We start from the raw sequence: 25,515 nt of genomic DNA, 5'->3' as shown, positions 1-25,515 counted from the left end.
CAAGGAGAACATCATGGCCACTACCATTCAGTCCGTCGAACGGGCCGCCCGCGTGTTCCTGTATGTCGCGGATCACCCCCGAGTGCAGGCGAGTGAAATCTCCGAGAAGTTCGGCCTCACTGCGCCAACAACTCATCACATGTTGAATACCCTGGTTCAAACGGGTCTCCTGAAAAAAGATGCGGCACGGCAATACGAGCTCGGACCGGCTGCTGAGCGGATCGCAGAACGTGCGATTCGGCAACTACGCCCGCCGACCAAATTGCGCGTAGCGCTACATGAATTCGCGAGGCGCACGGGGGAATCCTGCTATCTCACTGCGTGGCGCGGAGATCGGATTTCCGTCATTGCCGCAGTGGAGGGAAACCAGGCGGTGCGTGTAGAGGGTCTCGTGGTGGGCTACTCGGAGAATATCCATGCGAGAGTGGGTGCACGAGTGATGCTCGCTTACGCAGGTGGTGAGGATCGGGACTGGGTACTTGCTAGCTGTGATTACGCAGCGGTTACGCCCAATACGGTGCGCAGCCGCGAAGAGCTCGAGGCGGTGCTGCAGCAGATCCGCGAAACCGGGGTCGCGATCGACCGCGAACAACTGCAGATCGGCGTCCACTCGCTCGCTGCCCCGATCTTCATCGACGGCGAAGTGCGTGCGGCACTATCCTTAACCGCACCGATCGACCGCTTCCGAGAGAATGAAGCCGCCTATCTCGCAGCAATCAGAGAATGTGCCGCACTGCCGGATGACGCTAGGCGTGAGCAGGTTCCCCTCCCGCCTCGCTCGACTCCTGGAGCACCTGGAATCGCTTGAGAGCCCACGATGCCTCCCACTGTTCGAACGGGATCCGGTTCGACCATTCTCCGGCCCCGGTTTCTGCGCGAAGCGTTTCCGGGGTGAGCGAACCATCCAGCAAGCTGGCCAGATACTGTTCGGCCTTGTAGGAAGGTTCATCGATGTAGCCTTCGTCAAACGCGGTGTAGCGAGTGTCGCGGTCAAGCGGTCGAAGCGGTGCGTCTTGCTCAAAGCGGGTGACCAGATCTGGATTGGGGAGGAACGGCCGGCCGAACGCCACGGCATCGAGACGCCCGGACTCGAGCGCCGCCTCTGCGCTCTGACGGTCGTAACGGCCTGCGGCGACCAGGCGACCGGAGAAGCACTCTCGCACCCACGCCGAGTCGATACCTTCTGCGTGGCTGCGGTGCGACTCTGAGCCCGAGATGCCTGGCTCCACGAGGTGCAGGAACGCCAAGTCGTACTCTGACACCGCAGATAGCACCTGTGCCCAGAGCTCGTAGGGATCGGAATCGTGCATGCTCTGGAACATGCTCGATGGCGAAAGGCGGAGGGCGACGCGATCCGCACCGATGGCTTCCGTCGTCGCGTCGAGAACCTCCCGAAGGAACCGGATCCGGTTCTGGATTGAACCGCCGTACTGGTCGGTGCGCTGGTTCGTGCCGTCCTGCAGAAACTCATCGATGAGATAGCCGTTGGCACCATGGAGCTCGATGCCGTCGAATCCTGCGGTGATGGCGTTTTTTGCCGCCCGGGCGTAATCTGCAACCACCCGCTGAATCTCCTCGGTCTCAAGCGCACGAGGAACCGCGGATGGAATCATCTCTCCATCGAGCTCGCGATCTCCCTCAATCGCTATCGCAGACGGAGCGACTGCAGGGGCACCATCTGGCTGCAGAAGAGGGTGAGATGCGCGGCCCGTGTGCCACAGCTGAGCGATAATCTTGCCACCACGAACGTGCACCGCCTGGGTAATTTCGCGCCACGCGGCGATCTGCTCGGCAGTCCACAGCCCGGGGAGTCGGCGATCACCAATGCCCTCCGCCGAGATGCACGTTCCCTCGCTGACGATAAGGCCCGCGCCTGCGCGCTGCTCGTAGTACAGGCGCGCGGAGGGGGAGGGAACCGCGTCCGCCCCGGCTCTGCGCCTGGTCAGAGGTGCCATGATGACGCGATTCTTGAGCTCGAAGGAGCCGAGGGTGACGGGTGTGAAGAGCTTCATTGTTCCTCCTGTTATTCCACGTTTCCGCAAGTGCGGGGATACAACTCAGGGAGCCGGATGTGGATATGCCGGCTCCCTTGCGTCTGTATTTCAGCTGACCTCTACTTCGCCCCGGCGGGGGCCTCCCGGAGGATCACCACGCCGTCGACCGCTTGCACGGTCGGCTGCAACGCCCCGTCCCGCTCAAGCAGCATGAGGGGATTGATATCGAGCGACTCAATGCGGGAGCCATCGGACACGAGCGCGTCACCGAGACGCACCGCCGCCTGTGCCCACGCCTCGACATCGACGGGAGCCTCGCCTCGCACCCCGTCGAGCACGGCGGCGATGCGAAGCTGACCGATAGCGTCCAGCGCGTCGTCGACGGTGAACGGTGGGATGAGCACAGTCGCATCGGGCATCGCTTCGACATACACCCCTCCCGCACCCAGGAGCACGACTGGGCCAAACAATGGGTCGACGTGCCCACCGAGCATTCCCTCGTGCACTCCCTTCACCAATTGGGAGATGATGGCACCCTCATTTCGCAGACCATGGTGCTCCATGATCGCGAACATCTCGCGCACAACTGCCGCAACCTCATCGGGGCCATCGACGCCTACACGGACCAATCCCAAATCGGACTTGTGCGTGGTGTCCGAGGTGCAGCCCTTCACGACGACGCGACCGTCGCCAAGCTGTGCGACTGCCGCCGCCGCATCCTGTGGATCCTGAACCAGCACGTGCTGCGCCACTGGAATCCCGATCTGCTGGAGAACCTCGAGACTTTCAGCCTCATTGAGCGTGACTGTTTCAGATCGATGCCCGGTCACCGGTGTGTAGGGTACGTGCTGTGCACCTGCTGACCGCGCCATCAGCTGATGGTGGTGCAGGAACTGCGCGAGCGCTTGCACCGCCGTGGCTTCGTCCGCGAACACCACCAGACCGCGCTTGCGGAACACCTCGGCAATGTTGTTCTGCGGAACCACCAAGACGATCGGCATACCGGAGTCGCGTTCGAACGTCTCAATGTTGTCGGCAAACCGATCGACATCGTATCCGCGGCCGGCCACAGGGATCCCGATGATGCAGGCGTGAACCGCTTTGTCTGCCCCGACGATAGGAAGCACCTTGCCGAACAACGAGCTATCGGTCAAGAGAGCCGCAGTGACATCGATGGGATTGTCAATTGCGGCGAAGGCAGGAAGTACCTCGCCGAGCGCACCGCGAGTTGCCGGCGCGAACTCGGCCAGCTTTAGGCCGTGGTCGTCGACCGCATCCGCGGTCAGCACGCACACAGCACCTGAATTGCTGACGATGGCGATGCGGTCTCCGTGAGGCACGCGGGCACGCAAATACAACTGCGTCGCCGACACCAATTCACGAGTGCTGTTGGCCCGCCAGATCCCGTGCTTCTTGAGAAAAGCGTCGACCACCCGTTCTTCGTTAGCAAGCGCTCCGGTATGTGATGCGGCGGCGCGCTGCCCCGCCTCGCTTCGACCACCCTTCAACGCAATCACCGGGAGATCCCGTTTTCGCGCAGCCTCGGCAAGAAGTGCCAAGGAATCTGGATCCTTCAGATCCTCGAGGTACAAGAGCAACAGCTGAATATCGGGATCCGCCACGATGTCGAGGGCGAGCTCAGCCGCCGAGACATCGATGTCGTTGCCGGTGCCGTGGGCGTACCGCACCCCAATGCCGGCCTCGCGCAGCATGCCGTACGGAACTGAACACATCGCACCACTCTGGCTGATGATGGCGACGGGCCCATCGAGAGGAGGCTGCTCGGTGAACAGTGTCGAAAACCCCAACACTGCTCCGTTGGCGAAGTTGGCGAGGCCCTGGGAGTTCGGGCCCACGATGCGCATTCCGCTCTTCCGGGCCGCCGAGAGCATCCGTTCCTGCGCCTCGAGTCCTTCCGCGTCGCCGGTTTCACCGAAGCCGGAAGCCATCACGATGCAGCCCGACACCCCGATTTCAGCACACATGATGACCTGCTCGACCGCGTTCGCACCCGCAACCGCGACGATGACGACTTCGGGGACCTCCGGGAGATCTCTGATCGAAGGGTACGCCGCGAGTCCCTGCACTTCTGCGCGACCGGGGTTGACGGGGTAGATGGCACCCGTGAAACCGAACTCACGCATATAGCGGATCGGGCGGCCACCAATCTTTTCCGGATCGTTTGACGCGCCGATGATCGCAACAGACCTGGGAGTGTGGAAGGCGGAAAGGGATTTCATGCTGAGAGCACCTCACAGTTTGGCAGGAGAGTTTGACTTGGTCCGATTTCCGCGACCGACACCGCAACGCGCGAGCCCACCGTTACTGGGCCGGAAGCGCGTGTCATCAGCCGAACACCGTCATCAAGATCTACGAGGGCGATCTGTACGACCTCGGGTGCGCTATCGGTTCGTCGGTGCAACTTGGTCAGCGCGACGATCGTTCCGCTCTTGCCCGGTTCAAAGGAAGTCGCCTCGCCGCCGCATTTCGGACATCTGAGGCGCGGAAGATACCAGGCATGGCCCGCGCCGCACTTCTGAGCCAGAATGCGCGGTTCTCCGCGGCTCCAGTCCTCATGTTCGATCATTCGCTGACCTCCGTCGTTCGCTGTTGAAATTCGGGGGCGCTGTCGACCACGAGGGAAACGTGCGCCGAGAGCACACCGCCGTCGGCGTGCAGGAAGCCCCGGCGAGGGCGATCCACCAGCTGCCGCGCACCTGCCTCCCCCCGGATCTGGGTGACTACCTCGACGAGGTGCGCCATTCCACCGGCCACGCCGGAGTGGCCATAGGACAGGAGGCCACCGTGCAGGTTCAGGGGGTAGCGCCCGCATGCCGAGAATTCACCAGCCTTCGCCATTTCGCCCGCCGTACCAGGTGCAGCGAAACCGATCTCTTCCAGGAGAATGGCGAGCGTCACGGTGAAGCTGTCGTAGACCCCGAGCACGTCGATGTCAGAAAGACCGATGCCGGCCTCGTCGAGGGCCTGTTGGGAGCTTTCCCGAGCGCCGAAGTCGCGAAAGTCTGCCTCGCTGATGTGCTGGTGGCGATTCGCCTGACCCGTGCCGGTAATTGCGACCCCTCGGCCACTGTCGGTACGATTCGAGATCACGAACGCCGCGCCGCCGTCAGAGACGGGACAGCAGTCAAGCAGCCCGAGTGGTTCCGCGACGGCGGGCGCAGCCAGCACATCCGCAACTGTGCTCGGCTTCGTGAATTGGGCTCCCGGGTGAGTGCTCGCGTGACCGCGCATCTGCACCGCAAGATGCGCGAAATCCTCACGAGCTCGACCGTGTCGATGCAGGTATTCGGAGGCGAGGAGCGCGTAGTAGGCCGGAATGTTGGCTCCAAGGGCAACCTCGTGCGTCGAATGGCCGACCTGTGCGAGCGTGGAAATGGCCGTGTCACGGCTTTGGCCGCTGGAACGGTTCTCTCCGCCGACGACGAGAACCGTCTCCGCTTCCCCGCGCCGAACAAGGCGTGCCGCTTCTGCCACCATCCCGATCCCAGTCGCGCCGCCAATCGACATCCCGAACGCCTTGTTGGGTTTCGCTCCGATGTACTCGGCAAGGAGGTTCGCGGGCATCAGGTGTTGGATTGTGGTGGCATAGCCGGCAATAACGGTATCGAGATCTCTCGCGGTGATGCCGGCGTCATCGAGCGCGGCGAACGAGGCAACCCCCTGGAGTTCGAGCGCGCTCATTCCGAGGTTCTTGCCGAAGGGCGTGAGCCCGATGCCAGTGATGTGTGCGGTTTCCGGGAACCTCTGGGCTGTGTCATTCATAGTTACTCGGTTCCTCCGATTGCGAAACGGCGGGTAGCCGAAGGGGAGCTCACCGGTCGCCATTGACGTCTGGTCAGAACTCTCTACCCTGCGAACCCCAGTGTTCACGGAATCGGTGTCACCTGGCTGTCCCAAATTGCAACGTGTTCGCCTGCGTCAAGATGCCTTGTTCCGCGCTTACCTGCGGGCATGGGTGAAGGATCAGCGTTTTCCACTGTGTTTCTCTGACCTTTGCGGCCTCCCAGATGCGGCTCATGGAAAACGTCGCGAAATGGGACAACCGTGAAGAGCGCGCGCACCACACACTGTTTGCACGGGCAGATACTGCCGTGTGTGTACCGAACGCTTGACGCCGTCAAGCGTGAATGAGATGGATATTGAAAGGACGGTCCGAACATGAGCAACGTCGCCGAACGGACAAACGCCACAGAAATCGACGCAGTCGTTATCGGTTCGGGATTCGCCGGACTCTATTCGGTTCATAAGCTGCGAAACGAGATGGGTCTGAGCGTTCAGGGGCTCGATAACGCCGGTGGCGTTGGTGGCACGTGGTATTGGAATCGATACCCGGGCGCTCGATCAGACACTGAGGTCAACGTGTACTGCTACTTCTTCGATCGCGATCTGTACGAGTCGTGGGAGTGGAGCGAACGATACCCGCGTCACACCGAGATTCGCGCATACCTCAATCACGTGGCAGACCGGTATGACCTGCGCCGCAGTTACCAGTTCAATACTCAGGTAGAGAGTGCCGTGTGGGACGAAGAATCGAGCCGCTGGATCATCTCTACTGACCGCGGCCAGACCTTCGCCGCACGGTTCCTCATCGAGGCCGTCGGACTCCTCTCTGCAACCAACGTTCCGGAGTTCAAGGGCCAGGAGAGCTTCAAGGGCCAGATCTATCACACCGCTCGTTGGCCCCACGAGGACGTAGACCTGAGCGGAAAGCGCGTCGCGGTCATCGGCACGGGTTCCAGCGGCATCCAGGTCATTAGCGAACTCGCTCCGGTGGTCGACCACCTGACGGTATTTCAGCGCACTCCTCAGTGGGTGGTTCCCTCGAAGCACCGGCCGATTGACCCGGAGCTCACAAAGCGTATTCACGACGACTACGAGGGCTACCACCACAGCGTGATCCACTCCACGACCTCGTTTGGTTTTGACGAGAGCCAGATCTCCGCGGAGTCCGTCTCTGAGGACGAGCGACACAAGCGGTTCGAAGAGGTCTACAACGATGGCGGCGGCTTCCAGTACATGTTCCGGGCATTCAACGACGTCGGAACCAGCATGGTTGCCAACAAGGCCGCGACCGATGTCATTGAGAAGAAGATTCGTGAAACGGTGAAGGATCCTGCCCTTGCGGAGAAGCTGATCCCGTCTGAAATTTATGCTCGGCGTCCGTTGTGCTGCGACAACTACTACGAGAGCTTTAACCGCGACAACGTCACCCTGGTGGACGTCAAGGAGACTCCCATCACCGAGTTCACAGAGAACGGGGTGAAGGTAGGCGACACCGAGTACGAGGTCGACGTGATCGTACTCGCCACCGGATTCGACGCGGTCTCCGGTAACCAGCTCCGGATCCACCACGAGGGCCGCGATGGGCTTGAGCTCCGCGACAAGTGGAAGGAACGCACGAAGTCCTACTTGGGCATGACCATCAACGGGTTCCCCAATCTGTTCATGGTCTACGGACCCATGGGCCCGTTCACGAACCAGCCTCCCGTGCATGAGTTCCAGATCAACTGGATCGCAGACGCCATTAAATACACGCTCGAGTCGGGTGCGGCCACGATCGAACCGACCGCTGAGGCTGAGAATCAGTGGATGGTTACGTGTGACGAAGGTGCCGCGGCCACCCTGTTCCCGAAGGTGAACTCCTGGATCAACGGCGCCAACGTTCCCGGAAAGCCCGTGGTGAACTACTTCTTCATGGGGGGGATGGACGCGTACGCGGCAATCACCGACGCAGACAAGGCCTCGAATTTCAGCGAGCACTTCCGCATTGAGCGGAAGGAACCGGCGGCGGTATAACCCGAGTGACGAACCGGAGGGCGCGTGTAGATGCGCCCTCCGCTTCGTCGATCCGCACCAATGGCGATGCGAGAAACTGAGGAAAGGTGGGCAACCACGTGACATCTGAAACGAAGTTCGACACACGAAATCCCATGGGGCCGGCACGAGACCTAGGTCCTGCAGAGCTCCGGGGGCACGCAATGGAACTGCGCAGAACAATGATGCGCATGGCTTCCGACAAGGGCGAAGGCTACATCGCGCAAGGCTTGGGCATTGCCGACATGCTGGCAGTCGTCTTCAACCGCGAGCTTGTCTATGACCCCCAGAATCCCGAATGGCCAGATCGCGACCGTTTTGTGTTGTCGACTGGTCATTATTCAATTGCGCTCTATGCTGCGCTTTATCGCGCTGGGTATCTGCCCGAGGATCAGCTCGACCGATTTGGGCTGAACGGGAGCGAACTTGCGCTGAGCACCTTCGACGACGTTCCGGGTGTGGAAATTACCGGTGGCTCGCTCGGACACGGTTTGGGTCAGGCCGTGGGCATGGCCCTGGGCAATCGCCTCGACGCGAACGATGCGCGTGTCATCTGCGAGCTGTCAGACGGTGAACTCCAGGAAGGCTCCGTGTGGGAATCAGCAATGGTTGCCTCAAATTTCAAGCTTGATCGTCTGATTGCGATCGTCGACTGCAACGGAATCCAGGCCGACGGACCGATGGTCATTAACATCGAGCCAGTTGCTGACAAGTGGACCGCGTTCGGCTGGGAGACCATCGAGGTAGACGGAAATAGCATCGCAGAGATCGTGGCCGCATTCGATCGCTTGCGTGAAGCGAATGGTCGTCCGAAGGCCATCATTCTGCGTACCACGCCCGGTAAGGGCATCCCGACGCTTGAGCGCCGCGAACGGGCGCACTTTGTTCGTGTGGGCCAGGACGAATGGGACAAGCTGCACGCTGAGCTGGAGGAGAACTATGTCTAGTCAGATGTCCAATCGAGCCGGTGCAATGGGTGAGATCCTCGATGTCGAGGGTCCCTACGAGATGGCCCCGTTTGCGAAGGCGCTCCTGAAGCTCGGAGCCGAACGCCCAGAGGTGGTCGCATTGACGGCAGACATGGGTCGCTTCAGCGACATGAACGAGTTTCGTGACATGTATCCGGAGCGCTTCTTCAACGTTGGCATGGCGGAGCAGGATTTGCTGATGGTCGCGGCTGGCATCGCGAAGACCGGCAAGGTGGCCTATTGCACTACTTACTCTGTCTTCGTGACTCGGCGCGCTCTGGACTTTCTGCAGATCGCCTGCGCGCACAGCAATGCCGACGTGAAGATTTTTGGCGGCATGCCCGGGTTGACAAACCCATATGGCGCGACCCACCAGGCCACCGACGATTTGTCGATCCTTCGGCTGATCCCGAATATTACGATCATTGATCCGTGCGACGCCACCGAGCTTGCTCAGGTGACGGCCGCGGTGGCGGATATTCCTGGGACTGTGTACGTTCGCTCGCTGAGGGGAAAGGTGCCCGTCGTGCTCGACCCCGATACCTACACCTTCGATGTGGGCAAGGCGAAGCGGCTTCGTTCGGGGAGCGATGTTGGCGTCATCAGTACTGGCACGATGACGGAGCGCGCCCTCCGTTCCGCCGATCTTGCGACCGAGCATGGACTGTCTGTCGGTGTCCTCCACGTGCCGACGATCAAGCCGTTCGATTCCGAGGCGGTCGTTGAATTTGCCCGGAGCGTGGATCGACTCGTGGTCGCCGAGAACCACCAGATGACCGGAGGCTTGGCCACCCTCGTCACCGAGGCGCTCTACGAGACTGGGGTGCACCGGCCGATGATCCGAATTGGCATTCAGAACGTCTTCCATGAGTGCGGTTCACAGGCCTACATCGAGGCGAAGTACGGTCTCGATCAAGAGCGCATCACGAGGGCGGTGATTACGGGTGCCTGAAATGCGCGAGTCTCAGCTGCTGTGCGGGCGAGCGGCACTCGTCACGGGAGCCGGGAGCGGGCTTGGTCGGGAAACCGCGCTCACGATGGCGTCAGAAGGCGCCCGTATCGTCGCCGCCGACATCAACGTCGCGGGACTCGAAGAAACGCTGGAAATGCTGGGCGGCGGGGATCACTCAATGGCCGTCGGCGACCTGTCGAAGCCCGAGGGCGTCGAAGAGACGGTGAAGGGCGCGATCTCGCATGCGGGACGCATCGACATTCTGGTCAATAGTGCGGGCATTGGTCAGGGCGCCAGCCCGACGATTAACGAATCGTTCGCTACGTGGCAGCGGATCATCGACATCAACCTCACCGGCACCTACCTGGCGAGCCAGGCGGTCGCGGCCCACATGCGTGACCACGGCGGAGGCGTGATCCTCAATCTCAGCTCCATCGCGGGAGTCATCGGGCTTCCGCAACGCAGCGCATACAGCGCTTCGAAGGCAGGGGTGGGGATGCTCACCCGAGTCCTGGCATCTGAGTGGGGGCCATACGGAATTCGCGTTAACGCGGTTGCGCCCGGCTATATTCTCACCCCAATGACCGAACGATTGATGCGTGAGGGCAAGCTCGATCTCGACACCGTGGTGCGACGATCACCTACCGGTCGCATGGGCACGAGTTCCGACGTGGCCGAAGCCCTCACCTTTCTCGCTTCGGATCGGGCGGGGTTCATCAGTGGTGCCATTCTTCCGGTCGACGGCGCCTATATGGCGCACGGTGCCCCGGCAGACGCGTATCCCGGTGTCTTCGGCACGCACTCGGTGGGCGAAGATGACTGACCAGAGCGCCGAGCTGCGAGTGTTCAGCTCGGCCTCTCGATATGTGCAGGGTCCAGGGGCGCTTGATGCGCTCGGCCAGTATGCGGGACATCTGGGTAACCGCGCAGTCGTCCTTATCGATGCTTTTATGCTCCCACGTCTCGGAGTGCGGATTGAGCGCTCGCTCGCCGATGCATCAGTGACGAGCAAAATCACTCCCATCGAGGGCGAGGTCACGCCGGCGCGCATTGCCGCACTCGCTGCGCGGGTCAAGGCATTTGATCCGGGTTTTATCGTTGGCGTTGGCGGAGGAAAAGCTATCGACATCGCGAAGGGAGTCTCCCGAAGTCTGAGCATCCCGATCGTGACAGTGCCAACGATTGCGAGTAACGACAGCCCGGCGAGCCGGGTGATTGCGGTCTACGATGACGATCACCGTCTCGCAGAGGTGGTGCCGATGGATAGCAACCCGGCGCTCGTGGTGGTCGACTCAGAGGTGATTTTCGACGCTCCCGCGAAGTTCTTGGCGGCCGGCATCGGCGATGCGATCTCGAAGCGATTCGAGGCTGAGGCGTGCCGGTTGGCGGAAGGACTGACTCCGCAGGGCACTCGGAGCTTGCAGGTCGCCAGGCTGATTGCGGATGGCGCCTACGACGTGCTCCGAACGCATGGACCTGCGGCGACGGCTGCCGCGAAGCGCGGAGAACTCAACGAAGATTACGAGCACACCCTCGAAGCCGTCATCCTGCTTTCGGGGTTGGCATTTGAGAACGGCGGGCTTTCGATCGCGCACGCGGTCACGCGGGGTCTTATGGCAGTTTCAGAGACCTCCGCACACCTGCATGGGGAACACGTTGCATATGGGCTGCTCGTGCAGCTTGCGCTCGCCGCCGAGGCGGATGAAGTTCTCGATGACCACGCCGAGTTCCTCCGCTCCATCGGGCTCCCCGACTCGTTGCATGCGCTCGGGTGTGAACCAACGGGCTCGGTGCTCGACACCATCGTGTCAGCTGCGCTGACTGCGCCACACATTGTGAACTTCCCGGCACCGGTCGACGCAGGGTCGCTCACGGACGCGATCCTGCGCGTCGAGCGCCGATTTGGGTAGCCGGTGCGGGTCGAGACGCCCATTCGGGCGCGATCGGTAACCTATTTCATTGCGCCCGGACCGCGACCGTCTTCACCCGGGTGTAGAAGTTGAGCACCTCGGTACCCTGCTCCTTGTAGCCCGAGCCGGAGTCTTTGAACCCCCCGAACGGGTGGTGAATGTCCCAGCCGCTCGTCGGAAGATTCACCGAGACCTGACCTGCGTTGACCTGATTCGTGAACTTCGTCGAGCTTGCAAGGCTCTCGGTAAAGATCGCCGCAGAAAGACCATACGTTGACGCGTTGACCTGCCCGATGGCCTCGTCGAGCGTCTCGAATGTGCGCGTGGCGATGACCGGTCCGAAGACTTCATCGGTCCAGAGCTCAGCACTATTCGACACGTTCGTGAGGAGTGTGGGGCTGACGAAGAATCCCGCATGTCGGAGGCCGTCTGCGACAATGCCCTGGGCGCGGATCACCCCGCCAGCCTGCTCCGCGCGCTCGACGAACCCGACGACGGTATCGCGTTGTCCGGCCGACACGAGTGGACCGACCTGGGTTTCGGCATCGAGGCCGTCGCCCACGCGGAGGGCAGACACCGCGTTTGCAAGTTTCGTAGTGAACGGCTCCTCGATCTCTCGGGCTACGAGGATCCGGCTGGTTGCCGTGCAACGCTGACCCGACTGCCCGAACGCGCCGGCGATCACTGTCGGCACCGCGAGCTCGAGGTCGGCGTCGGCCATCACTACGACGGCATTCTTGCCACCCATCTCGGTCTGCACCCGCACGTTCGATCCGGCGAGAGCGCGCTGAATGCGCAAGCCCACCGCGGTGCTCCCAGTGAAGGACACTGCGTTCAGGCCATGGCCCGCCTCAAGGAGGGGATCCACAATCTCGCCACCTTTGCCCGTCAACGCGCTGATAGCGGTACTGGGGAGTCCAGCAGCGAGCAGAATTCGCGTGAGTGCCAGGGCGATCAGCGGCGTCTCTGAGGCAGGCTTGAAGATTACTGCGTTGCCGGCGAAGAGTGCGGGTGCGAGCTTGCGTGCGGGGGTGAGGAGCGGATCATTCCACGGAGTGATGACGAGCACTGTGCCGACCGCTTCATAGCGCGCCTCGGCATGCGTGCCCGGACGTCCGTCGGCGAGCAGGTACCCGTAGGGATTACGGCTCATCCCGCCGTAGTACTCGAAGAACTGCGCTGATTTCTCCACCTCACCGGAGGCCTCCGCGAGTGTCTTGCCGTTCTCGCTCACGATGAGCTTCGCGAGGTCGCCGGCTTCGTCTCGAATTAATCGAGCGACCCGCTGTAGCGCAAACCCGCGATCAAGGATCCCGGTGGTCGACCACGCAGTCGCACCGGAAGCGAGTGCGTCTAACGCACGCGCGGCGAACTCTGGGCCGAGACGCGGTACCGCGCCGATGACCAAACCTGTTGCGGGATTCACAACCTCGATGCGATCGGGGGAGGTGACCCACTTTCCGGCGACGTATGCGGGTGACTGTTCGATGGCTGTTGACATGGCAAGTGCTCCTTGGGTGGGGATCAGCGAGTTGCTGTGTAGGTGCTGGTGAATGCGCCGTCGACGTCGCCGGTGCGCATGTGGCCGAGCAGGGTGACCAGCGCGGCCTCGCTTAGTGGGACCGGGTTGTTGGCGCGCGGGAACGAACTCACGATCTCGCGGGCGACCTCGGCCTCCGAGTCGACCGGGAGACCCACCTCGCTCAGACTTGTCGGGAGCCCGACGGTCGCGGTCAGCGTTTTCACCACGTGGGCGAGTTCTCGAAGTGTCGTACTCGGTTCACCGATCACGCGTGAGGAGATCTCTTGCCCGAGTGCCGGGTCGGCCTCATGATTGAAGGCCAGGCAGAATGGGAGCGCGAGTGCGCACCCGGCCCCGTGCGAGAGATGCTGCCTGGAAGCGATCGCGTAGCTGAGGCTGTGTCCGACCACTACCGCAGCGTTGAGCGAGAGCCCGCCGAGGTATGAGGCATACAGCAACTCGCCACGAGCTTCGGTTGATCCACTGTGGAACGCCACAGGAAGGGCGCGGATCACGGTGCGGGCTGCAGTCGTGCCGAGAGTCTTCGTGAGGTGGTTGCGGTTCGTCGACAACATGGACTCGATGCCGTGCGAGAGCGCATCGAGGCTTGTGGCGGCGACCACCGAAGCCGGCAGATGCTCGACCATTGCGGCATCGAGGAGCGCGATGAGAGGAAGGAACTGATTGCATACGACCGCGACCTTGAGGTCGCCACGGGAGTACATCGCGACCCTGGTCGCTTCAGAACCGGTGCCAGTAGTCGTGGGAATTAGCACGAGCGGCGGGAATCCGGCGACGCTCGGCACCTCGCCTTTGAGCTCCTCGATGCTGGTACCAGACGCCACCGAATAGGCGACAAGCTTGGCCGTGTCGAGCGCGCTCCCACCCCCGATGCCGATTACGAGGTCGGCCCGGTGGCGACGTGCCCAGCTGATCCCAGCGTCAATCATCTCCACCGTGGGCTCCCCAGCGATCTCATTGAAGACCTCGACCGAGAAGCCGTGTGCCGTGAGTGCGTCAAGATACGGACGTGTGTGTCCGAGTTCGTCGACGAGGCGGTCGCAGACGATGACAACGCAGCCCGATTCGACCCCCCAAGCGGAGAGAGCGGTGATCAATCGATCGGCACCGCCGGTTGTTGAGATCATTTCTCGAGGGGCAAGAAATCTGCCGATATCTTCAAACATTTCGAGGAGGGTCCTTCCTGGTGCCTTGCGCCGCGGCTTGGTTAGCTGGCCTGAGCCGTGAGGTGTGGTTCGAGTTCGTCTGCGATGTAGCGGGAAATCGCGAACGCAGATGTTGCTGCGGGCGAAGGCGCGTTCCGAATGTGGGCGATGCCGTCTTCTTTAGAGATGATGAAGTCATCGGCCATCCGACCATCGCGCGACACTGCTTGCGCTCGAACACCAGCGCTGGCATGTTTTTTCAGGCGCACGCCGGCAAGGCTCGGCATGAACTCGGCGCATGCCGCAACGAAGGTCTTTCGGCTCATCCGGAAACGGAGCTCTGAGAGGGCTGTTTTCCAGAATCCGCGGAGCACTCTCCAGCTTCCGGGCCAGGTAGCGATCGACCAGACATCTGCCAGGTTGAAGCTCCACGTACCATACCCGTTGCGCGCGAGCGAGATCATCGCGGTTGGCCCGAGGGAGACGTTGCCGTCGACGTGACGGGTGATGTGCACGCCAAGAAAAGGGAGATTCGGATTGGGCACCGGGTACACCATGCCGCGAACCACGTCTCGAGGATCCTTCCCTTGTAAATCGAGATGCAGGTATGCGCCACGGAACGGGAGAATTTGCGGATCCGCCATCGACCCCGATGCCTCGGCGAGCTGGTCGGACCATAATCCCGCACAAGCGATGGCGTATCCGACAGCCATTTGCTCGCCTGCGGCGAGCTCGACGACCGTTCGATCCTCCCTTCGCGTGAGTCGATCTACTTTCGACGACAATCGAATGTCCGCGCCAGAGGCCCGCAGGTCACCCGCGAGGGAAAGTGAAATTTCACGGTAGTCAACGATTCCGGTGTTTGGTGAGTGTACCGCGGCCACCCCGACGCAGTTCGGTTCGATCTCGGGGATCTCGGATGCCTCGAGCCAACGGACACCTACGACGCCGTTCACGCTTGCCCGCCGGAACAACTCTTCGAGGCGAGGCACCTCCTCGTCGGTACGCGCCACGATGAGCTTGCCGCAGCGATCATACGGAATGCCCTTCTGATCGCAGTACTCGTAGGTGAGTGCCGCGCCCTCGACGCAGAGTTTCGCCTTCAGCGAGCCCGGCGCGTAGTACACACCACTGTGGATCACGCCGGAGTTGTGACTGGTCTGGTGAGCGGCGACCTCGGACTCCTTCTCGAGCATCAGCAGCCGGAGGCCGGGCTGGCGGCGCAGCAATTCAGTGCCCACCGCGAGGCCCACGATGCCGCACCCGATGATGGCGACGTCGTACTCGGGGAGTGACGCCGGGTTTGATCGGGGGTGCAAGTCGGAGTGGGCGCGTGTGGGGCTCATGCGGCGAGCCACCCACCGTCGACCGGGAGCATGTGGCCGGTGATGTGGCCTGCTGCCGGGGAGACGAGAAACACGGCAGCACCCCCGATGTCGGCGGCTTCGCCGAATCTGCCCTGGGGGATCCGCGCGAGGTTGACGCGCTGCCAGTCCTCGTTTGCAAAGACTGCCTCGGTCAGCTCCGTTCGGATGTAGCCCGGCGCGATGCCATTCACTCGGATCCCCCGACTCGCCCACTCCGAACTGAGACTGCGCACGAGACCATACACGCCCGACTTCGCTGCTCCGTATGCGGGGATACCAGGCATAGAGATGAAGCTCGTGAGCGACCCGATGAAGACGTGCTCTCCCCCGATCTCCAGTTCGAGCTGACGGCTGGCGATGGCCTGGGTGAGCGCGAATGGTGCGATCAGGTTCACCTCGATGACCTTGCGAAACGCGTCGAGATCGAACTCCTCAGCTGGCTGCCGGTGCTGCACGCCGGCGGAATGGACGACGCTCGTGATCGGGCCCCCGAGCTCCTCTTCGACCTCCGCGAGTAGCTCGGGAATCCGCGCGTAATCGGCGATGTCGAACACATGACCCGAGACCCCTTCGATTTCCTGCGCGGTACGATCGACCTGCTCCGGTGTCCGTGCCGCGATCGCGACCCGCGCTCCTGCGGCCGTCATCGCCTCTGCGATGCCGCGACCGAGACCACGGCTTCCGCCGGTGACAAGGACCCGCTTACTGCTGAGTGGCTGCTCCGCTGAGGTGCTCATGCGCCCGCACTCCTTCATGCTCTGCGCGACGGGAAACTTCTGCATCCGCGCGCGCATTTCGATTGTTCGACGTTTGCTTCGACGTCGACAGTCTGGCATTAATCTGGATCCAAAACAACTTCGTATCACGGTTGCGTCAGGCAAAAAGTGCTGTTTTGCTGACATTCGGGCCCGAATGTGCAGCATTTTTGGATCCGAAATGACATCGGTTCTCGCCGATGAATGCTGCAAGTGTGCAATACTCTGAACCGTTGCCATGCCGAGATCATGGCAAAGACAACATGGTGCCAGTGTTACGCAAGTGCACCGCGAGTACGGTGCACGATCAGAGCACGCACGATCCGAGCAGGGAAGGAACGCGTGAACGATGGGATCCACACCCGCCACTGTGCCCACGGTTCGCGAGGAGCCTCGTCAGGTCGCTCGCCTCAACGTGGTCAATGAATTGCGCGAACTGATCCTCGGAGGTGAGTTTTCACACGGTGAGTGGATTCGCCAGGAAGAGATTGCCGAGCGCTTTCAGCTCAGTAGGATCCCTGTGCGCGAGGCGCTCCGCACGCTTGAGGCCGAGGGCCTCGTTATCATCCAACCGCGTCGCGGCGCTCGTGTGGCGTCGGTGGACCGATTTGAACTGGAACAGATCTACACGTTGAGAATTGCGGTCGAGCCGCTGGCAATATCCCAGAGCATCTCTCAGCTTACTGAGGAGCACATCCTCGAGCTTGAAGAGCTTGCGGCTCGGATGGAGTCATCGACCGACATCGAGGAGTTCCTCGCCACCGACCGCGAATTTCACCTCATGAGCTATCAGGGTGCTCAGTACCCGCTGATCACTCAGTTGGTGGAGCGGTTCTGGAACACAACTCAGCACTATCGTCGCAGATATGCCCTAGTTCGTTCGGATCGCAGCTTCCAGCACGCCTATTCCGATCACCGCCTACTCATACAAGCTATTCGGGATGGAAACGGAGATGTTGCCGCAGCGATAGTGAAGCACCACATCGAACGCACTCGAGACGATTTGCTTGCGACGCTCGACGAGGTGGATGGCACTGCACAGAACCTCAAGAGATAGAGAGCCGTGGGTGGTGGCGTCGTGCCAAACGTGCCAGAGCGCTTCACCCTAGGAGCGGGGCTCGATCCATTCCCACGTCGGGAACTTCGCGGTGCGACCGTCGCCACTCGAGCGGCCGGTAAGGCGGCGCTTGATCCAGGGCAGTACGTGCTCGCGAGCGTAGCGAAGGTCCTCGCGACGAGTGGGGGTCGGGATCGGGTCGGCGTCGAGGATCCAGTCAGTCGGGTTTGCATACCCGAGCGTGCGGAGCACATTTGCGGCGACTCGCGCGTGACCGACGGGTGCGAGGTGGAGGCGGTCGTGCGACCAGTATTCGCGGCGCGCGAGCACCGGGTCGCTCCAGTTGTCGCAGAAGCGAATGCCGAGGGCCTCGGCGAGGACGCCCGCCGCCCGGGTCATCTGATCGCCCTTTACCTTGACCTGGGCGCCGCGCGGGATGCCGATGGTCGGATTTGCGCCGGCGAGCAGCAGCGGTTCGGCGCCCGCCTCACGGATACGGATCAGCGCGCGCTCGGTCTCGGCGACGATCCACGGCACGTCGGTGCCCGGGCGCAGCATGTCGTTACCGCCGCCGTTGAAACTCACGAGCGTGGGCTCCAGCTCGAGCGCCGCCTCGAGTTGCTCGCCGATAATCCGGGCGAGCAGCCTGCCACGAATCGCGAAGTTCGCATACTGGATCGGCTCGCCGGTCGCATCCGCGAGGCCCTGGGCTACGAGATCGGCCCACCCGCGCACGCGCCCACCCGGCAACTCGTCACCGACACCCTCGGTGAAGCTGTCGCCGATCGCGACGTACCTGATTGCTGCCCGGGGTTCTGCGTCTGCCACGCCCTCAGCCTACGCCCCGGGCGTGCAGAGTCCAGGCGGGTCGCCGATCCACCCCCACGTCAGCGCGCCCGAAACTCGTGATAGAGTAGGTCTTTGGCTGTGCAAAGTCCCATTGCGCAGACCGTGTGGAAGCAGCGCTGCGGATTCGACGTGAGTCGGAACTGAACAGGCGATCCACGCAGACAAGAAATCTTGGGTGAGGCCGTCCGGTCTCACGGTATGAGAGGAATCACCATGGCAGCAGTGTGCCAGGTGACTGGAGCCGTTCCCGGCTTTGGTCACAGCATTTCACACTCGCACCGTCGCACCAAGCGTCGGTTCGATCCGAACATTCAGAAGAAGACCTACTACGTGGCCTCGCTGGGCCGCAAGGTGACCCTCACCCTGTCGGTGAAGGGCATCAAGATGATCGATGCCCGCGGCATTGAGTCCGTGGTCGCAGATCTGCAGAAGCGTGGGGTGAAGATCTAATGGCTAAGCAGCAGGATGTCCGTCCGATCATCAAGCTCCGTTCGACGGCTGGAACCGGTTACACCTATGTGACCAAAAAGAACCGTCGCAACACTCCCGACCGTATCGTGCTCAAGAAGTACGATCCGGTTATTCGTAAGCACGTTGAGTTCCGAGAGGAGCGTTAATCATGGCCAAGAAGAGCATGATCGCGAAGAACAAGCAGCGCCAGGTTATCGTTGCCCGCTACGCGGAGAAGCGCCTGGAACTGAAGAAGGCCTTGGTTGACCCCAACGGCACCGACGAGAGCCGCGAGGCCGCTCGCGTGGGTCTGCAGAAGCTGCCCCGCAACGCGTCGCCAGTGCGCGTGCGTGGACGCGACGTCATTGACGGCCGCCCCCGTGGTGTGCTGTCGAAGTTCGGCGTGAGCCGTGTTCGCTTCCGCGACATGGCGCACCGCGGCGAACTGCCCGGCATCACGAAGTCGAGCTGGTAGCAGCTCGACCGAGTGCATCTGGGCGCGCAAGCGGTCAGGTGAGTCGGTAAGTAGCGCTTCAGAACGGGCGTGGATCCTCCGGGGTCCGCGCCCGTTCTTGTTTTCTCCGGCGCGGCGGTCGCTGTGAGCGAAATTTGCCACGGGAATCTATGAAAATCCGCGTAATTCCGCCACATTCGCTCAATTCTGGGGTAGATTCGTACGCGATCACCCGATCGGCCCCGTTTTGCGGGGTTCAACTGGAATTCAGGGGCAGGCTCGTCCGGGCCCCCTGGGAGGACACAACATGTCACTGAACAAGACTGAGCTCGTCGCAAAGGTTGCCGCTGAAACTGGCCAGAGCCAGGCTGCCGTTTCCGCAGTTCTCGACGGCCTGTTCGCCGCCGTTGCTGAGACCGTTGCTGACGGCGGCAAGGTTTCGATCCCCGGTTGGCTCTCGTTCGAGACCGCAACCACCGCTGCTCGTACCGGCCGCAACCCGCGCACCGGTGAGACCATTGAGATCGCCGCTGGCAAGCGCGTGAAGGTCTCGGTTGGCAGCAAGCTGAAGGCTGCAGTCAAGTAGGTCTCACACACTTCTTCGAATCCCCCGGGGCCCGCATGGGCGACCGGGGGATTCGCGGTTTTGGGCACGGGGCAGCGCTGGGGTGGACGACATCGCAGGGCTTCGGGCTCGTGAAGCGTGCGGTCTTGTCCACTCGAGGGGCGAGACCGCACGCCGTTCCTGAGGTACCGGGGGCGTAGGCTTGAGGAATCATGCCTCGATCCCTGCGCATTCTCGCGCCCGCCGTGCTACTCGCCGCGACACTCGCCGCACTGCTTGTGGCCCTCGCAATCGGCGGTGCGGCTGCCGAGCGTACTCTGGCCGACCCCGGTGCGGTCGTGAGATTCGGCTTGCCCATGGCCCGCACGCTGGTGAACATCAGCGTGGCGGGTCTCATCGGCTCCCTCGTGATGGCAGTCTGGGCCCTGTCTGCCGATAAGCCCGAGGGGCGGCTCGCGCTCGACCTCGCCGCGGGTAGTGCGGCCGTGCTCACGGTGGCGAGTGCCGCCACGCTCATCTTCACCTATGTTGATGTCTCGGGGCTTGCCTTTTCGGGCGACGAGACATTTGGTGCCGGGCTCGCGCAGTTCGTCACCGAGATTGAGCTCGGCCAGTTGTGGCTGATCCAACTGTTGTTGGCGGCAGCGACCACCGTGCTGTGTTTCGCGGTGCGCGACCGCCGCTGGGCGCTGCTCACCCTCGTCGCGGCGCTCGCCACGACGATCCCGCTTGCACAGCAGGGCCACGCGGCGGGAGCCTCGGGGCATGCTCAGGCAGTTAACTCCCTGCTCGTGCACCTGGTGGGTGCGTCGGTCTGGCTCGGTGGCCTCATCACGCTGGTGTTTCTCGCGAAGACGGTGGATCGCGCTCGCCTCGCGACGCTCGTCGCCCGCTACTCAACACTTGCGCTCCTCGCCTTCATCGGTGTCGCCGCCTCCGGAGTGGTCAGTGCGTGGCTGCGGATCGGTTCGACCGCCGACCTTTTCGGAACGGGCTACGGTCAGATCGTACTGCTGAAGGTCGGCGCCCTTGTGGTGCTCGGAGTTTTCGGGGTGCTGTGGCGGCAGCGCCTCATCGGCCGCATCGCTGGGCCCTCGGGTACGAGGGTCTTCGCCTGGTTCGTGGTCGCAGAACTCGCTTTCATGGGGCTCGCGAGTGGCCTCGCGGGTGCGCTCGGCCGCACGGCGACGCCGGTGTCGCTCGAATCGGCGCGGGCCACCGGTGCGATTGATGTTTCGCCAGCCGAGTGGCTCACGGGCGATCCACTGCCACCCGAACTCACCCCGATGAGCTACCTCACCGAATGGAAATTCGACCTCCTGTGGGCGCTCGTGTGCGCGTTCGGCGTGATGCTCTATGTGGCCAGCGCGATCCGCCTCGCCCGCCGTGGTGACAAGTGGCCGATCGGTCGCTCCATCGCCTGGGTCGCCGGGCTTGCGATCCTTTTCTACACAACCAACGGCCCGTTCAACGCCTACGAGGCCTACCTGTTCAGCGTGCACATGCTCGCGCACATGCTGCTCACGATGCTGATTCCGTTGGCCCTCGTGCTCGGGGCCCCGATTACGTTGGCCTTGCGCGCGACGCGCAAACGCACAGATGGCTCGTGGGGTGGCCGCGAGTGGATCATGTGGGCGGTGCAGACCCCGTACTCGAAGGTCATCACGCACCCGGCGGTGGCAGCCGTCGTGTTCGCCGGCTCGCTGTGGGTGTTCTATTTTTCGCCCATCTTCCGCTGGACGATGGAGACGCACCTCGGTCACCAGTGGATGATCGTGCACTTCCTCATTTCGGGGTACCTGTTCTCGCTCTCGATGATCGGTATCGACCCGGTGCCGTACCGCTTCCCGTACCCGATGCGAATTGTCACCCTCTTCGCAACCATGGCATCCCACGCGTTCTTCGGAGTGACGATTATGACGGGTAATGCGCTCATGCTCGCGGACTGGTTTGGCGCGATGGGTCGCACCTGGGGTGCCACCCCGCTTGAGGATCAGAACCTCGGCGGCGGGATCGCCTGGGGCATTGGCGAGTTGCCGACGCTCGCGCTCGCGCTGATCGTCGCGGTGCAGTGGTCGCTCAACGACGACAAGGTGCAGAAGCGGAAGGATCGTGCGGCGGATCGCTCGGGCGATGCCGAGCTGAACGCCTACAACGAGATGCTGTCTGCGCAGGCCAGGCGCGACGCGCGCACTCGTCGCGTATAAGCCCCGAGGCACGCGTACCAAGAGCGGGCTAGAATATATCTTTGGCCGCCCTGTGGGCGATCTCCTGCTGCCGACACTCTCACCGCGCCTGCGCGGGGAAACGGATCAAAACGTGACTCGACGCCGCCCCACCATGCTCGCTTCGACTGCGAGCATCCTCGCCGCCGCCGCGCTCGCCCTCACCGGCTGCGCCTCGAACGGCGCGACCGATACGGCCACCACTGAAGGCCCCGAAGCGACCTCCGCGTTTCGCATGGGTACCCAACCGTGGCTCGGGTATGGCCAGTGGTATGTCGCCGAGGATCAGGGGTTCTTTGCCGACCGCGGAGTTGCGGTCGAGATTTCGAGTTTCGCCGCCGATGCTGAGGTGAACGCAGCGCTCGCGGCCGGCCGGCTGGACATGGCGAACGTGGGAAGCCAGGCCGCGCTGCAGTTCATTGAAGAGGGTCTCGACGTTTCGATTGTCATGCTGCTCGACTCTGCCACGACCGCTGATGCGATTCTCTCGGGCGAGGGCATCGACTCCACCGCCGACCTCGCGGGCAAGCGGGTCGCGTTCGAGGAGGGTGCGACCAGCGAAATCTTGCTGGCTGAGGCGCTCGCCGGTGCGGGTCTCGATTTCACTGACATCACGGTCGTGCCCACTGGCGCAGACACGGTCGCGCCGATGCTGATCGCGGGTCAGGTTGATGCCGGGGTGACCTATGAGCCCTACGTAAGCGAGGCCCTCGCCGCCGGCGACGGGATTCAGATGATCGAGAGCGCGGCGGATCACCCGGGACTCATCTCAGATGTGCTGGTGGTGCGGAATGAGGTGCTGCAACAACGCCCCGATGAGGTGCGCGAAGTCCTCGCTGCATGGGGCGATGCCGTGACGTTCTCCACCGAGAACGTCGACGAAGGCCGCGCCATCATTGCCGCGGGCGTTGGGTCGAAGCCCGAGGAACTCTCGACCGCGTTTGACGGTGTGCACTATTACACGCTCGAGGAGAACCGGGAACTCCTCGCCGGCAGTTACCTAGAAGAGACGCTTCCGGCACTCGCCAAGGTCGCGGCTCGCATCGGTCTGATCTCGGGATCGGTCGATGCCGCATCGACGATCGACGCTTCCTTCCTCGGCAAATAGTCTCAGCGAGACTCAGACAATGACCACAGCCACAGCAGCGGTGAAGCCTGCGGTGCGCCGGCGCCGGCGCCGGATCGGCGACCGACTGTCCCGCCGCTCCTACGTCACGACTGCCATCGCGACGTTTGCGCTGCTGCTGTTGCTGTGGTCTGTAGTCGCCGCACTGGGCCTCATCGACCCTATGTTTCTGCCTGGGCCGATCGCGGTGGCCCAGGCGCTTATCGATCATGCAGCCACGGGTGAGCTGTGGAGCGACATCGGTGCGAGTTCGGTGCGCATCGTCGTCGGTTTCCTTCTGGCGACGGCCATGGCCGTCCCGATCGGTACGTTGATGGGCGTGAATGCGCGAGTCGAAGCCGCGCTCGAGCCACTCATGGATTTCATCCGCTACATGCCGGTGGTAGCGTTTGTGCCGCTCACCATCGTGTGGGTCGGCATCGACGAATCGCAGAAGTTCCTCATCATCTGGATGGGCACGTTTTTCCAACAGGTGCTTATGGTTGCCGACGCGGTGCGGCGGACGCCGGTGGGGCTGATCCGCCTGGGTGAGACCCTCGGTATGGGCCGCACGGCGCTCCTCTTTCGCATTGTGGTTCCCTCAGCGATGCCACGCATCTGGGATGCCTTGCGGATCACCCTCGGGTGGGCGTGGACCTGGCTGGTGGTGGCCGAGCTCGTTGCCGCATCGAGCGGCATGGGATACCGGATCACGGTGGCGCAGCGCTATTTCGATACCGAAACGATCCTGGGCTACGTGTTCGTGCTCGGCCTTCTCGGCCTGATCCTTGACCAGGCGATGCGGGCCTCCGGGCGCCGCCTGTTTGCTTACCAGGAGGGTCGAGCATGAGCGCGCCAAAGATTCGAATCAAGGGACTCACCAAGCGCTTTGGTGACGTGACGGCGATCGAGGGGGTGGACCTCGAGGTTGCAGAGAACGAGTTCGTGTCGATCGTCGGCGCGTCGGGCTGCGGCAAGTCCACGCTGTTGTCGGTGATCGCCGGTCTCGATGATGCCTCCGACGGACAGATCCTGGTGGGCGGCGAAGAGGTGACCGGCCCGGGCCGCGACCGAGGCGTGGTGTTTCAGCAGGCCACGCTGATGCCGTGGCTCACGGTGCAGCGCAACGTCGAGTTCGCACTGCGGGGCGAATCGCTGAACAAAGCAGAGCGGGCGGATCGCGCCCGGGAGTTCCTCGGGCTCGTTGGACTCGACGGTTTCGAAGGGGCCTACCCTGCGCAGCTATCGGGTGGCATGCAGCAGCGCGTCGCGCTCGCTAGGTCGCTCTCGTATGGCCCCGAGGTGTTGCTCATGGACGAGCCATTCGGTGCGCTCGACGCGCTCACCCGGCGCACGATGCAGGAGCTGCTGATCGAGATCTGGGAGCGGCATCGGCTCACCGTGCTGCTCGTGACGCACGACATTGACGAAGCGGTGCTGACCAGTGATCGTGTGGTCGTGATGAGCCCCCGCCCGGGTCGGGTGCTGCGCGAGATCGACGTGCCGATCCACCGCCCGCGAACTCGGGAGGATGCCGAACGGCCGGAATTTCGCGAACGGTCACGGGAGATCCTGGGACTTATTCACACTGTCGGGGCGTGACCGGAGCGGCCCCGAACCCGGGGGTGTGCTGCTTCGCTGGTGGCTGAGCCCGGGCGGTGGTGCCAGCGCAGATTTCGATGAACGCTACGCGTCCTTCTCTGAGAAACTGGCGCTGTAGCGCCAGCGCAGATTTCTGGAAACGCTATGCGTTTCCCTCTGAGAAATCTGCGCGGTGGAAATTGAGGTGGGAGCGGGAGGCCGTCGGCCCCCGCTGCCCGAGATACCGCGAGAACGTGGCGCCGGCGCCGTAGGGGCGATCCGCCGGTGACGAAAGCCGGAAGAAGCAGAGCTGCCCGATCTTCATGCCCGGCCACAGCCGGATCGGCAGAGTCGCGACGTTCGAGAGCTCGAGCGTGATGTGCCCCTCGAACCCCGGGTCGATGAAGCCGGCGGTCGAGTGAGTGAGGAGGCCCAGCCTGCCAAGTGAACTCTTACCCTCGAGCCTCGCGGCGATGTCGTCGGGCAGGCTCACCGTCTCATAGGTGGATCCGAGCACGAACTCTCCGGGGTGCAGGATGAATCCCTCAGCGGGGTCGACCTCGATTAGCCGGGTGAGGTCGGGCTGGTCTTCTGCGGGGTCGATCACGGCATATTTGTGGTTGTCGAACAGCCGAAAGTACCGGTCGAGGCGCACATCGATGCTCGAGGGTTGCACCATCTCGGGTTCGGTCGGCGAGAGGCTGATGCGGCCGGAGGCAAGCTCGGCAGTGATGTCGCGATCTGAAAGCAGCACGGCACC

25 protein-coding genes are annotated in these 25,515 nt (G+C 62.7%); 15 read left to right on the top strand and 10 right to left on the bottom strand.

The genetic code is table 11. The annotated features are described in order from the left end of the window. Positions 1-13: 13 nt before the first annotated feature. Positions 14-808, top strand: a complete 795-nt coding sequence (locus tag ACR0R4_RS00485; RefSeq protein WP_433645360.1) for an IclR family transcriptional regulator — start codon at positions 14-16, stop codon at positions 806-808. Here the strand turns inward: ACR0R4_RS00485 and ACR0R4_RS00480 are convergent. The 4 genes from ACR0R4_RS00480 to ACR0R4_RS00465 form a co-directional block, all read right to left on the bottom strand. After that, the gene (locus ACR0R4_RS00480; protein ID WP_433645359.1) at positions 747-2,012 is read right to left on the bottom strand and encodes an alkene reductase; all 1,266 of its coding nucleotides are present in this window, start codon (positions 2,010-2,012) and stop codon (positions 747-749) included. The genes ACR0R4_RS00485 and ACR0R4_RS00480 overlap by 62 nt on opposite strands. Before the next feature lie 101 nt (positions 2,013-2,113). Then, positions 2,114-4,234: an acetate--CoA ligase family protein gene (locus ACR0R4_RS00475; protein ID WP_433645358.1), complete on the bottom strand. Its 2,121-nt coding sequence runs from the start codon at positions 4,232-4,234 to the stop codon at positions 2,114-2,116. Continuing rightward, positions 4,231-4,581, bottom strand: coding sequence for a Zn-ribbon domain-containing OB-fold protein (locus ACR0R4_RS00470; RefSeq protein ID WP_433645357.1), 351 nt, complete (start codon positions 4,579-4,581; stop codon positions 4,231-4,233). Before ACR0R4_RS00470 ends, ACR0R4_RS00475 begins: the two co-directional genes overlap by 4 nt. After that, on the bottom strand, positions 4,578-5,777 hold the full coding sequence (locus tag ACR0R4_RS00465) for a thiolase family protein (protein ID WP_433645356.1): 1,200 nt from the start codon (positions 5,775-5,777) through the stop codon (positions 4,578-4,580). Before ACR0R4_RS00465 ends, ACR0R4_RS00470 begins: the two co-directional genes overlap by 4 nt. Before the next feature lie 396 nt (positions 5,778-6,173). Between ACR0R4_RS00465 and ACR0R4_RS00460 the strand changes: the two genes are divergently transcribed. The 5 genes from ACR0R4_RS00460 to ACR0R4_RS00440 all read left to right on the top strand — a co-directional run bounded on the left by ACR0R4_RS00460 (position 6,174) and on the right by ACR0R4_RS00440 (position 11,659). Further along, positions 6,174-7,811, top strand: a complete 1,638-nt coding sequence (locus ACR0R4_RS00460) for a flavin-containing monooxygenase (protein ID WP_433645355.1) — start codon at positions 6,174-6,176, stop codon at positions 7,809-7,811. 134 nt (positions 7,812-7,945) lie between these two features. Then, positions 7,946-8,776, top strand: a complete 831-nt coding sequence (locus ACR0R4_RS00455; RefSeq protein WP_433645633.1) for a transketolase — start codon at positions 7,946-7,948, stop codon at positions 8,774-8,776. Continuing rightward, positions 8,769-9,749 (top strand): transketolase family protein, encoded by a 981-nt coding sequence (locus ACR0R4_RS00450; protein ID WP_433645354.1) that lies wholly within the window; start codon positions 8,769-8,771, stop codon positions 9,747-9,749. Before ACR0R4_RS00455 ends, ACR0R4_RS00450 begins: the two co-directional genes overlap by 8 nt. A 1-nt stretch (position 9,750) precedes the next feature. Then, positions 9,751-10,572, top strand: coding sequence for an SDR family NAD(P)-dependent oxidoreductase (locus tag ACR0R4_RS00445; protein ID WP_433645353.1), 822 nt, complete (start codon positions 9,751-9,753; stop codon positions 10,570-10,572). Next, positions 10,565-11,659 (top strand): glycerol dehydrogenase, encoded by a 1,095-nt coding sequence (locus ACR0R4_RS00440; protein ID WP_433645352.1) that lies wholly within the window; start codon positions 10,565-10,567, stop codon positions 11,657-11,659. Before ACR0R4_RS00445 ends, ACR0R4_RS00440 begins: the two co-directional genes overlap by 8 nt. Before the next feature lie 46 nt (positions 11,660-11,705). Here ACR0R4_RS00440 and ACR0R4_RS00435 read toward each other — a convergent pair whose 3' ends face one another. The 4 genes from ACR0R4_RS00435 to ACR0R4_RS00420 are packed head-to-tail and all read right to left on the bottom strand — an operon-like array spanning position 11,706 to position 16,451. Beyond that, positions 11,706-13,160: an aldehyde dehydrogenase family protein gene (locus tag ACR0R4_RS00435; protein ID WP_433645351.1), complete on the bottom strand. Its 1,455-nt coding sequence runs from the start codon at positions 13,158-13,160 to the stop codon at positions 11,706-11,708. Positions 13,161-13,183: 23 nt separating this feature from the next. Next, entirely contained in the window at positions 13,184-14,368 is a 1,185-nt protein-coding gene (locus ACR0R4_RS00430) for an iron-containing alcohol dehydrogenase family protein (RefSeq protein WP_433645350.1), read from the bottom strand. Positions 14,369-14,409: 41 nt separating this feature from the next. Continuing rightward, positions 14,410-15,693 carry an L-2-hydroxyglutarate dehydrogenase gene (gene lhgD / locus ACR0R4_RS00425; RefSeq protein ID WP_433645349.1) on the bottom strand — a complete coding sequence of 428 codons (1,284 nt, stop codon included), beginning with the start codon at positions 15,691-15,693 and terminating at the stop codon, positions 14,410-14,412. Beyond that, the gene (locus ACR0R4_RS00420; RefSeq protein WP_433645348.1) at positions 15,690-16,451 is read right to left on the bottom strand and encodes an SDR family oxidoreductase; all 762 of its coding nucleotides are present in this window, start codon (positions 16,449-16,451) and stop codon (positions 15,690-15,692) included. The genes lhgD and ACR0R4_RS00420 overlap by 4 nt, the downstream gene beginning before the upstream one ends. A gap of 367 nt (positions 16,452-16,818) precedes the next feature. On the opposite strand from ACR0R4_RS00420, the gene ACR0R4_RS00415 reads away from it, so the two are divergent. After that, positions 16,819-17,526: a GntR family transcriptional regulator gene (locus ACR0R4_RS00415; protein WP_433645347.1), complete on the top strand. Its 708-nt coding sequence runs from the start codon at positions 16,819-16,821 to the stop codon at positions 17,524-17,526. A 48-nt stretch (positions 17,527-17,574) separates the two neighbouring features. Here the strand turns inward: ACR0R4_RS00415 and ACR0R4_RS00410 are convergent, their stop codons facing one another. After that, the gene (locus ACR0R4_RS00410; RefSeq protein ID WP_433645346.1) at positions 17,575-18,354 is read right to left on the bottom strand and encodes an SGNH/GDSL hydrolase family protein; all 780 of its coding nucleotides are present in this window, start codon (positions 18,352-18,354) and stop codon (positions 17,575-17,577) included. A gap of 234 nt (positions 18,355-18,588) precedes the next feature. On the opposite strand from ACR0R4_RS00410, the gene rpmB reads away from it, so the two are divergent. The 8 genes from rpmB to ACR0R4_RS00370 all read left to right on the top strand — a co-directional run bounded on the left by rpmB (position 18,589) and on the right by ACR0R4_RS00370 (position 24,776). Continuing rightward, on the top strand, positions 18,589-18,825 hold the full coding sequence (gene rpmB / locus ACR0R4_RS00405; protein ID WP_433645345.1) for a 50S ribosomal protein L28: 237 nt from the start codon (positions 18,589-18,591) through the stop codon (positions 18,823-18,825). Then, positions 18,825-18,992, top strand: a complete 168-nt coding sequence (gene rpmG / locus ACR0R4_RS00400) for a 50S ribosomal protein L33 (protein ID WP_433645344.1) — start codon at positions 18,825-18,827, stop codon at positions 18,990-18,992. Before rpmB ends, rpmG begins: the two co-directional genes overlap by 1 nt. A 2-nt stretch (positions 18,993-18,994) precedes the next feature. Then, positions 18,995-19,300 (top strand): 30S ribosomal protein S14, encoded by a 306-nt coding sequence (gene rpsN / locus ACR0R4_RS00395; RefSeq protein WP_433645343.1) that lies wholly within the window; start codon positions 18,995-18,997, stop codon positions 19,298-19,300. A gap of 286 nt (positions 19,301-19,586) precedes the next feature. Then, positions 19,587-19,865: an HU family DNA-binding protein gene (locus ACR0R4_RS00390; RefSeq protein ID WP_433645342.1), complete on the top strand. Its 279-nt coding sequence runs from the start codon at positions 19,587-19,589 to the stop codon at positions 19,863-19,865. Between the two features lie 191 nt (positions 19,866-20,056). Then, positions 20,057-22,051: a bifunctional copper resistance protein CopD/cytochrome c oxidase assembly protein gene (locus ACR0R4_RS00385; protein ID WP_433645341.1), complete on the top strand. Its 1,995-nt coding sequence runs from the start codon at positions 20,057-20,059 to the stop codon at positions 22,049-22,051. Positions 22,052-22,163: 112 nt separating this feature from the next. Beyond that, positions 22,164-23,177 (top strand): aliphatic sulfonate ABC transporter substrate-binding protein, encoded by a 1,014-nt coding sequence (locus ACR0R4_RS00380; RefSeq protein ID WP_433645340.1) that lies wholly within the window; start codon positions 22,164-22,166, stop codon positions 23,175-23,177. 19 nt (positions 23,178-23,196) lie between these two features. After that, the gene (locus ACR0R4_RS00375; RefSeq protein ID WP_433645339.1) at positions 23,197-24,024 is read left to right on the top strand and encodes an ABC transporter permease; all 828 of its coding nucleotides are present in this window, start codon (positions 23,197-23,199) and stop codon (positions 24,022-24,024) included. Then, complete coding sequence (locus ACR0R4_RS00370) at positions 24,021-24,776, top strand: ABC transporter ATP-binding protein (protein ID WP_433645338.1); 756 nt, start codon at positions 24,021-24,023, stop codon at positions 24,774-24,776. Before ACR0R4_RS00375 ends, ACR0R4_RS00370 begins: the two co-directional genes overlap by 4 nt. 142 nt (positions 24,777-24,918) lie before the next feature. Here ACR0R4_RS00370 and dcd read toward each other — a convergent pair whose 3' ends face one another. Next, on the bottom strand, positions 24,919-25,509 hold the full coding sequence (gene dcd, locus ACR0R4_RS00365) for a dCTP deaminase (RefSeq protein ID WP_433645337.1): 591 nt from the start codon (positions 25,507-25,509) through the stop codon (positions 24,919-24,921). Positions 25,510-25,515 lie beyond the last annotated feature (6 nt).

Origin of the sequence: Leucobacter fengyongliangi (assembly GCF_050971685.1) — a bacterium.
Classification (GTDB): domain Bacteria; phylum Actinomycetota; class Actinomycetes; order Actinomycetales; family Microbacteriaceae; genus Leucobacter.
This window is presented reverse-complemented; position numbering and strand designations above follow the sequence as displayed.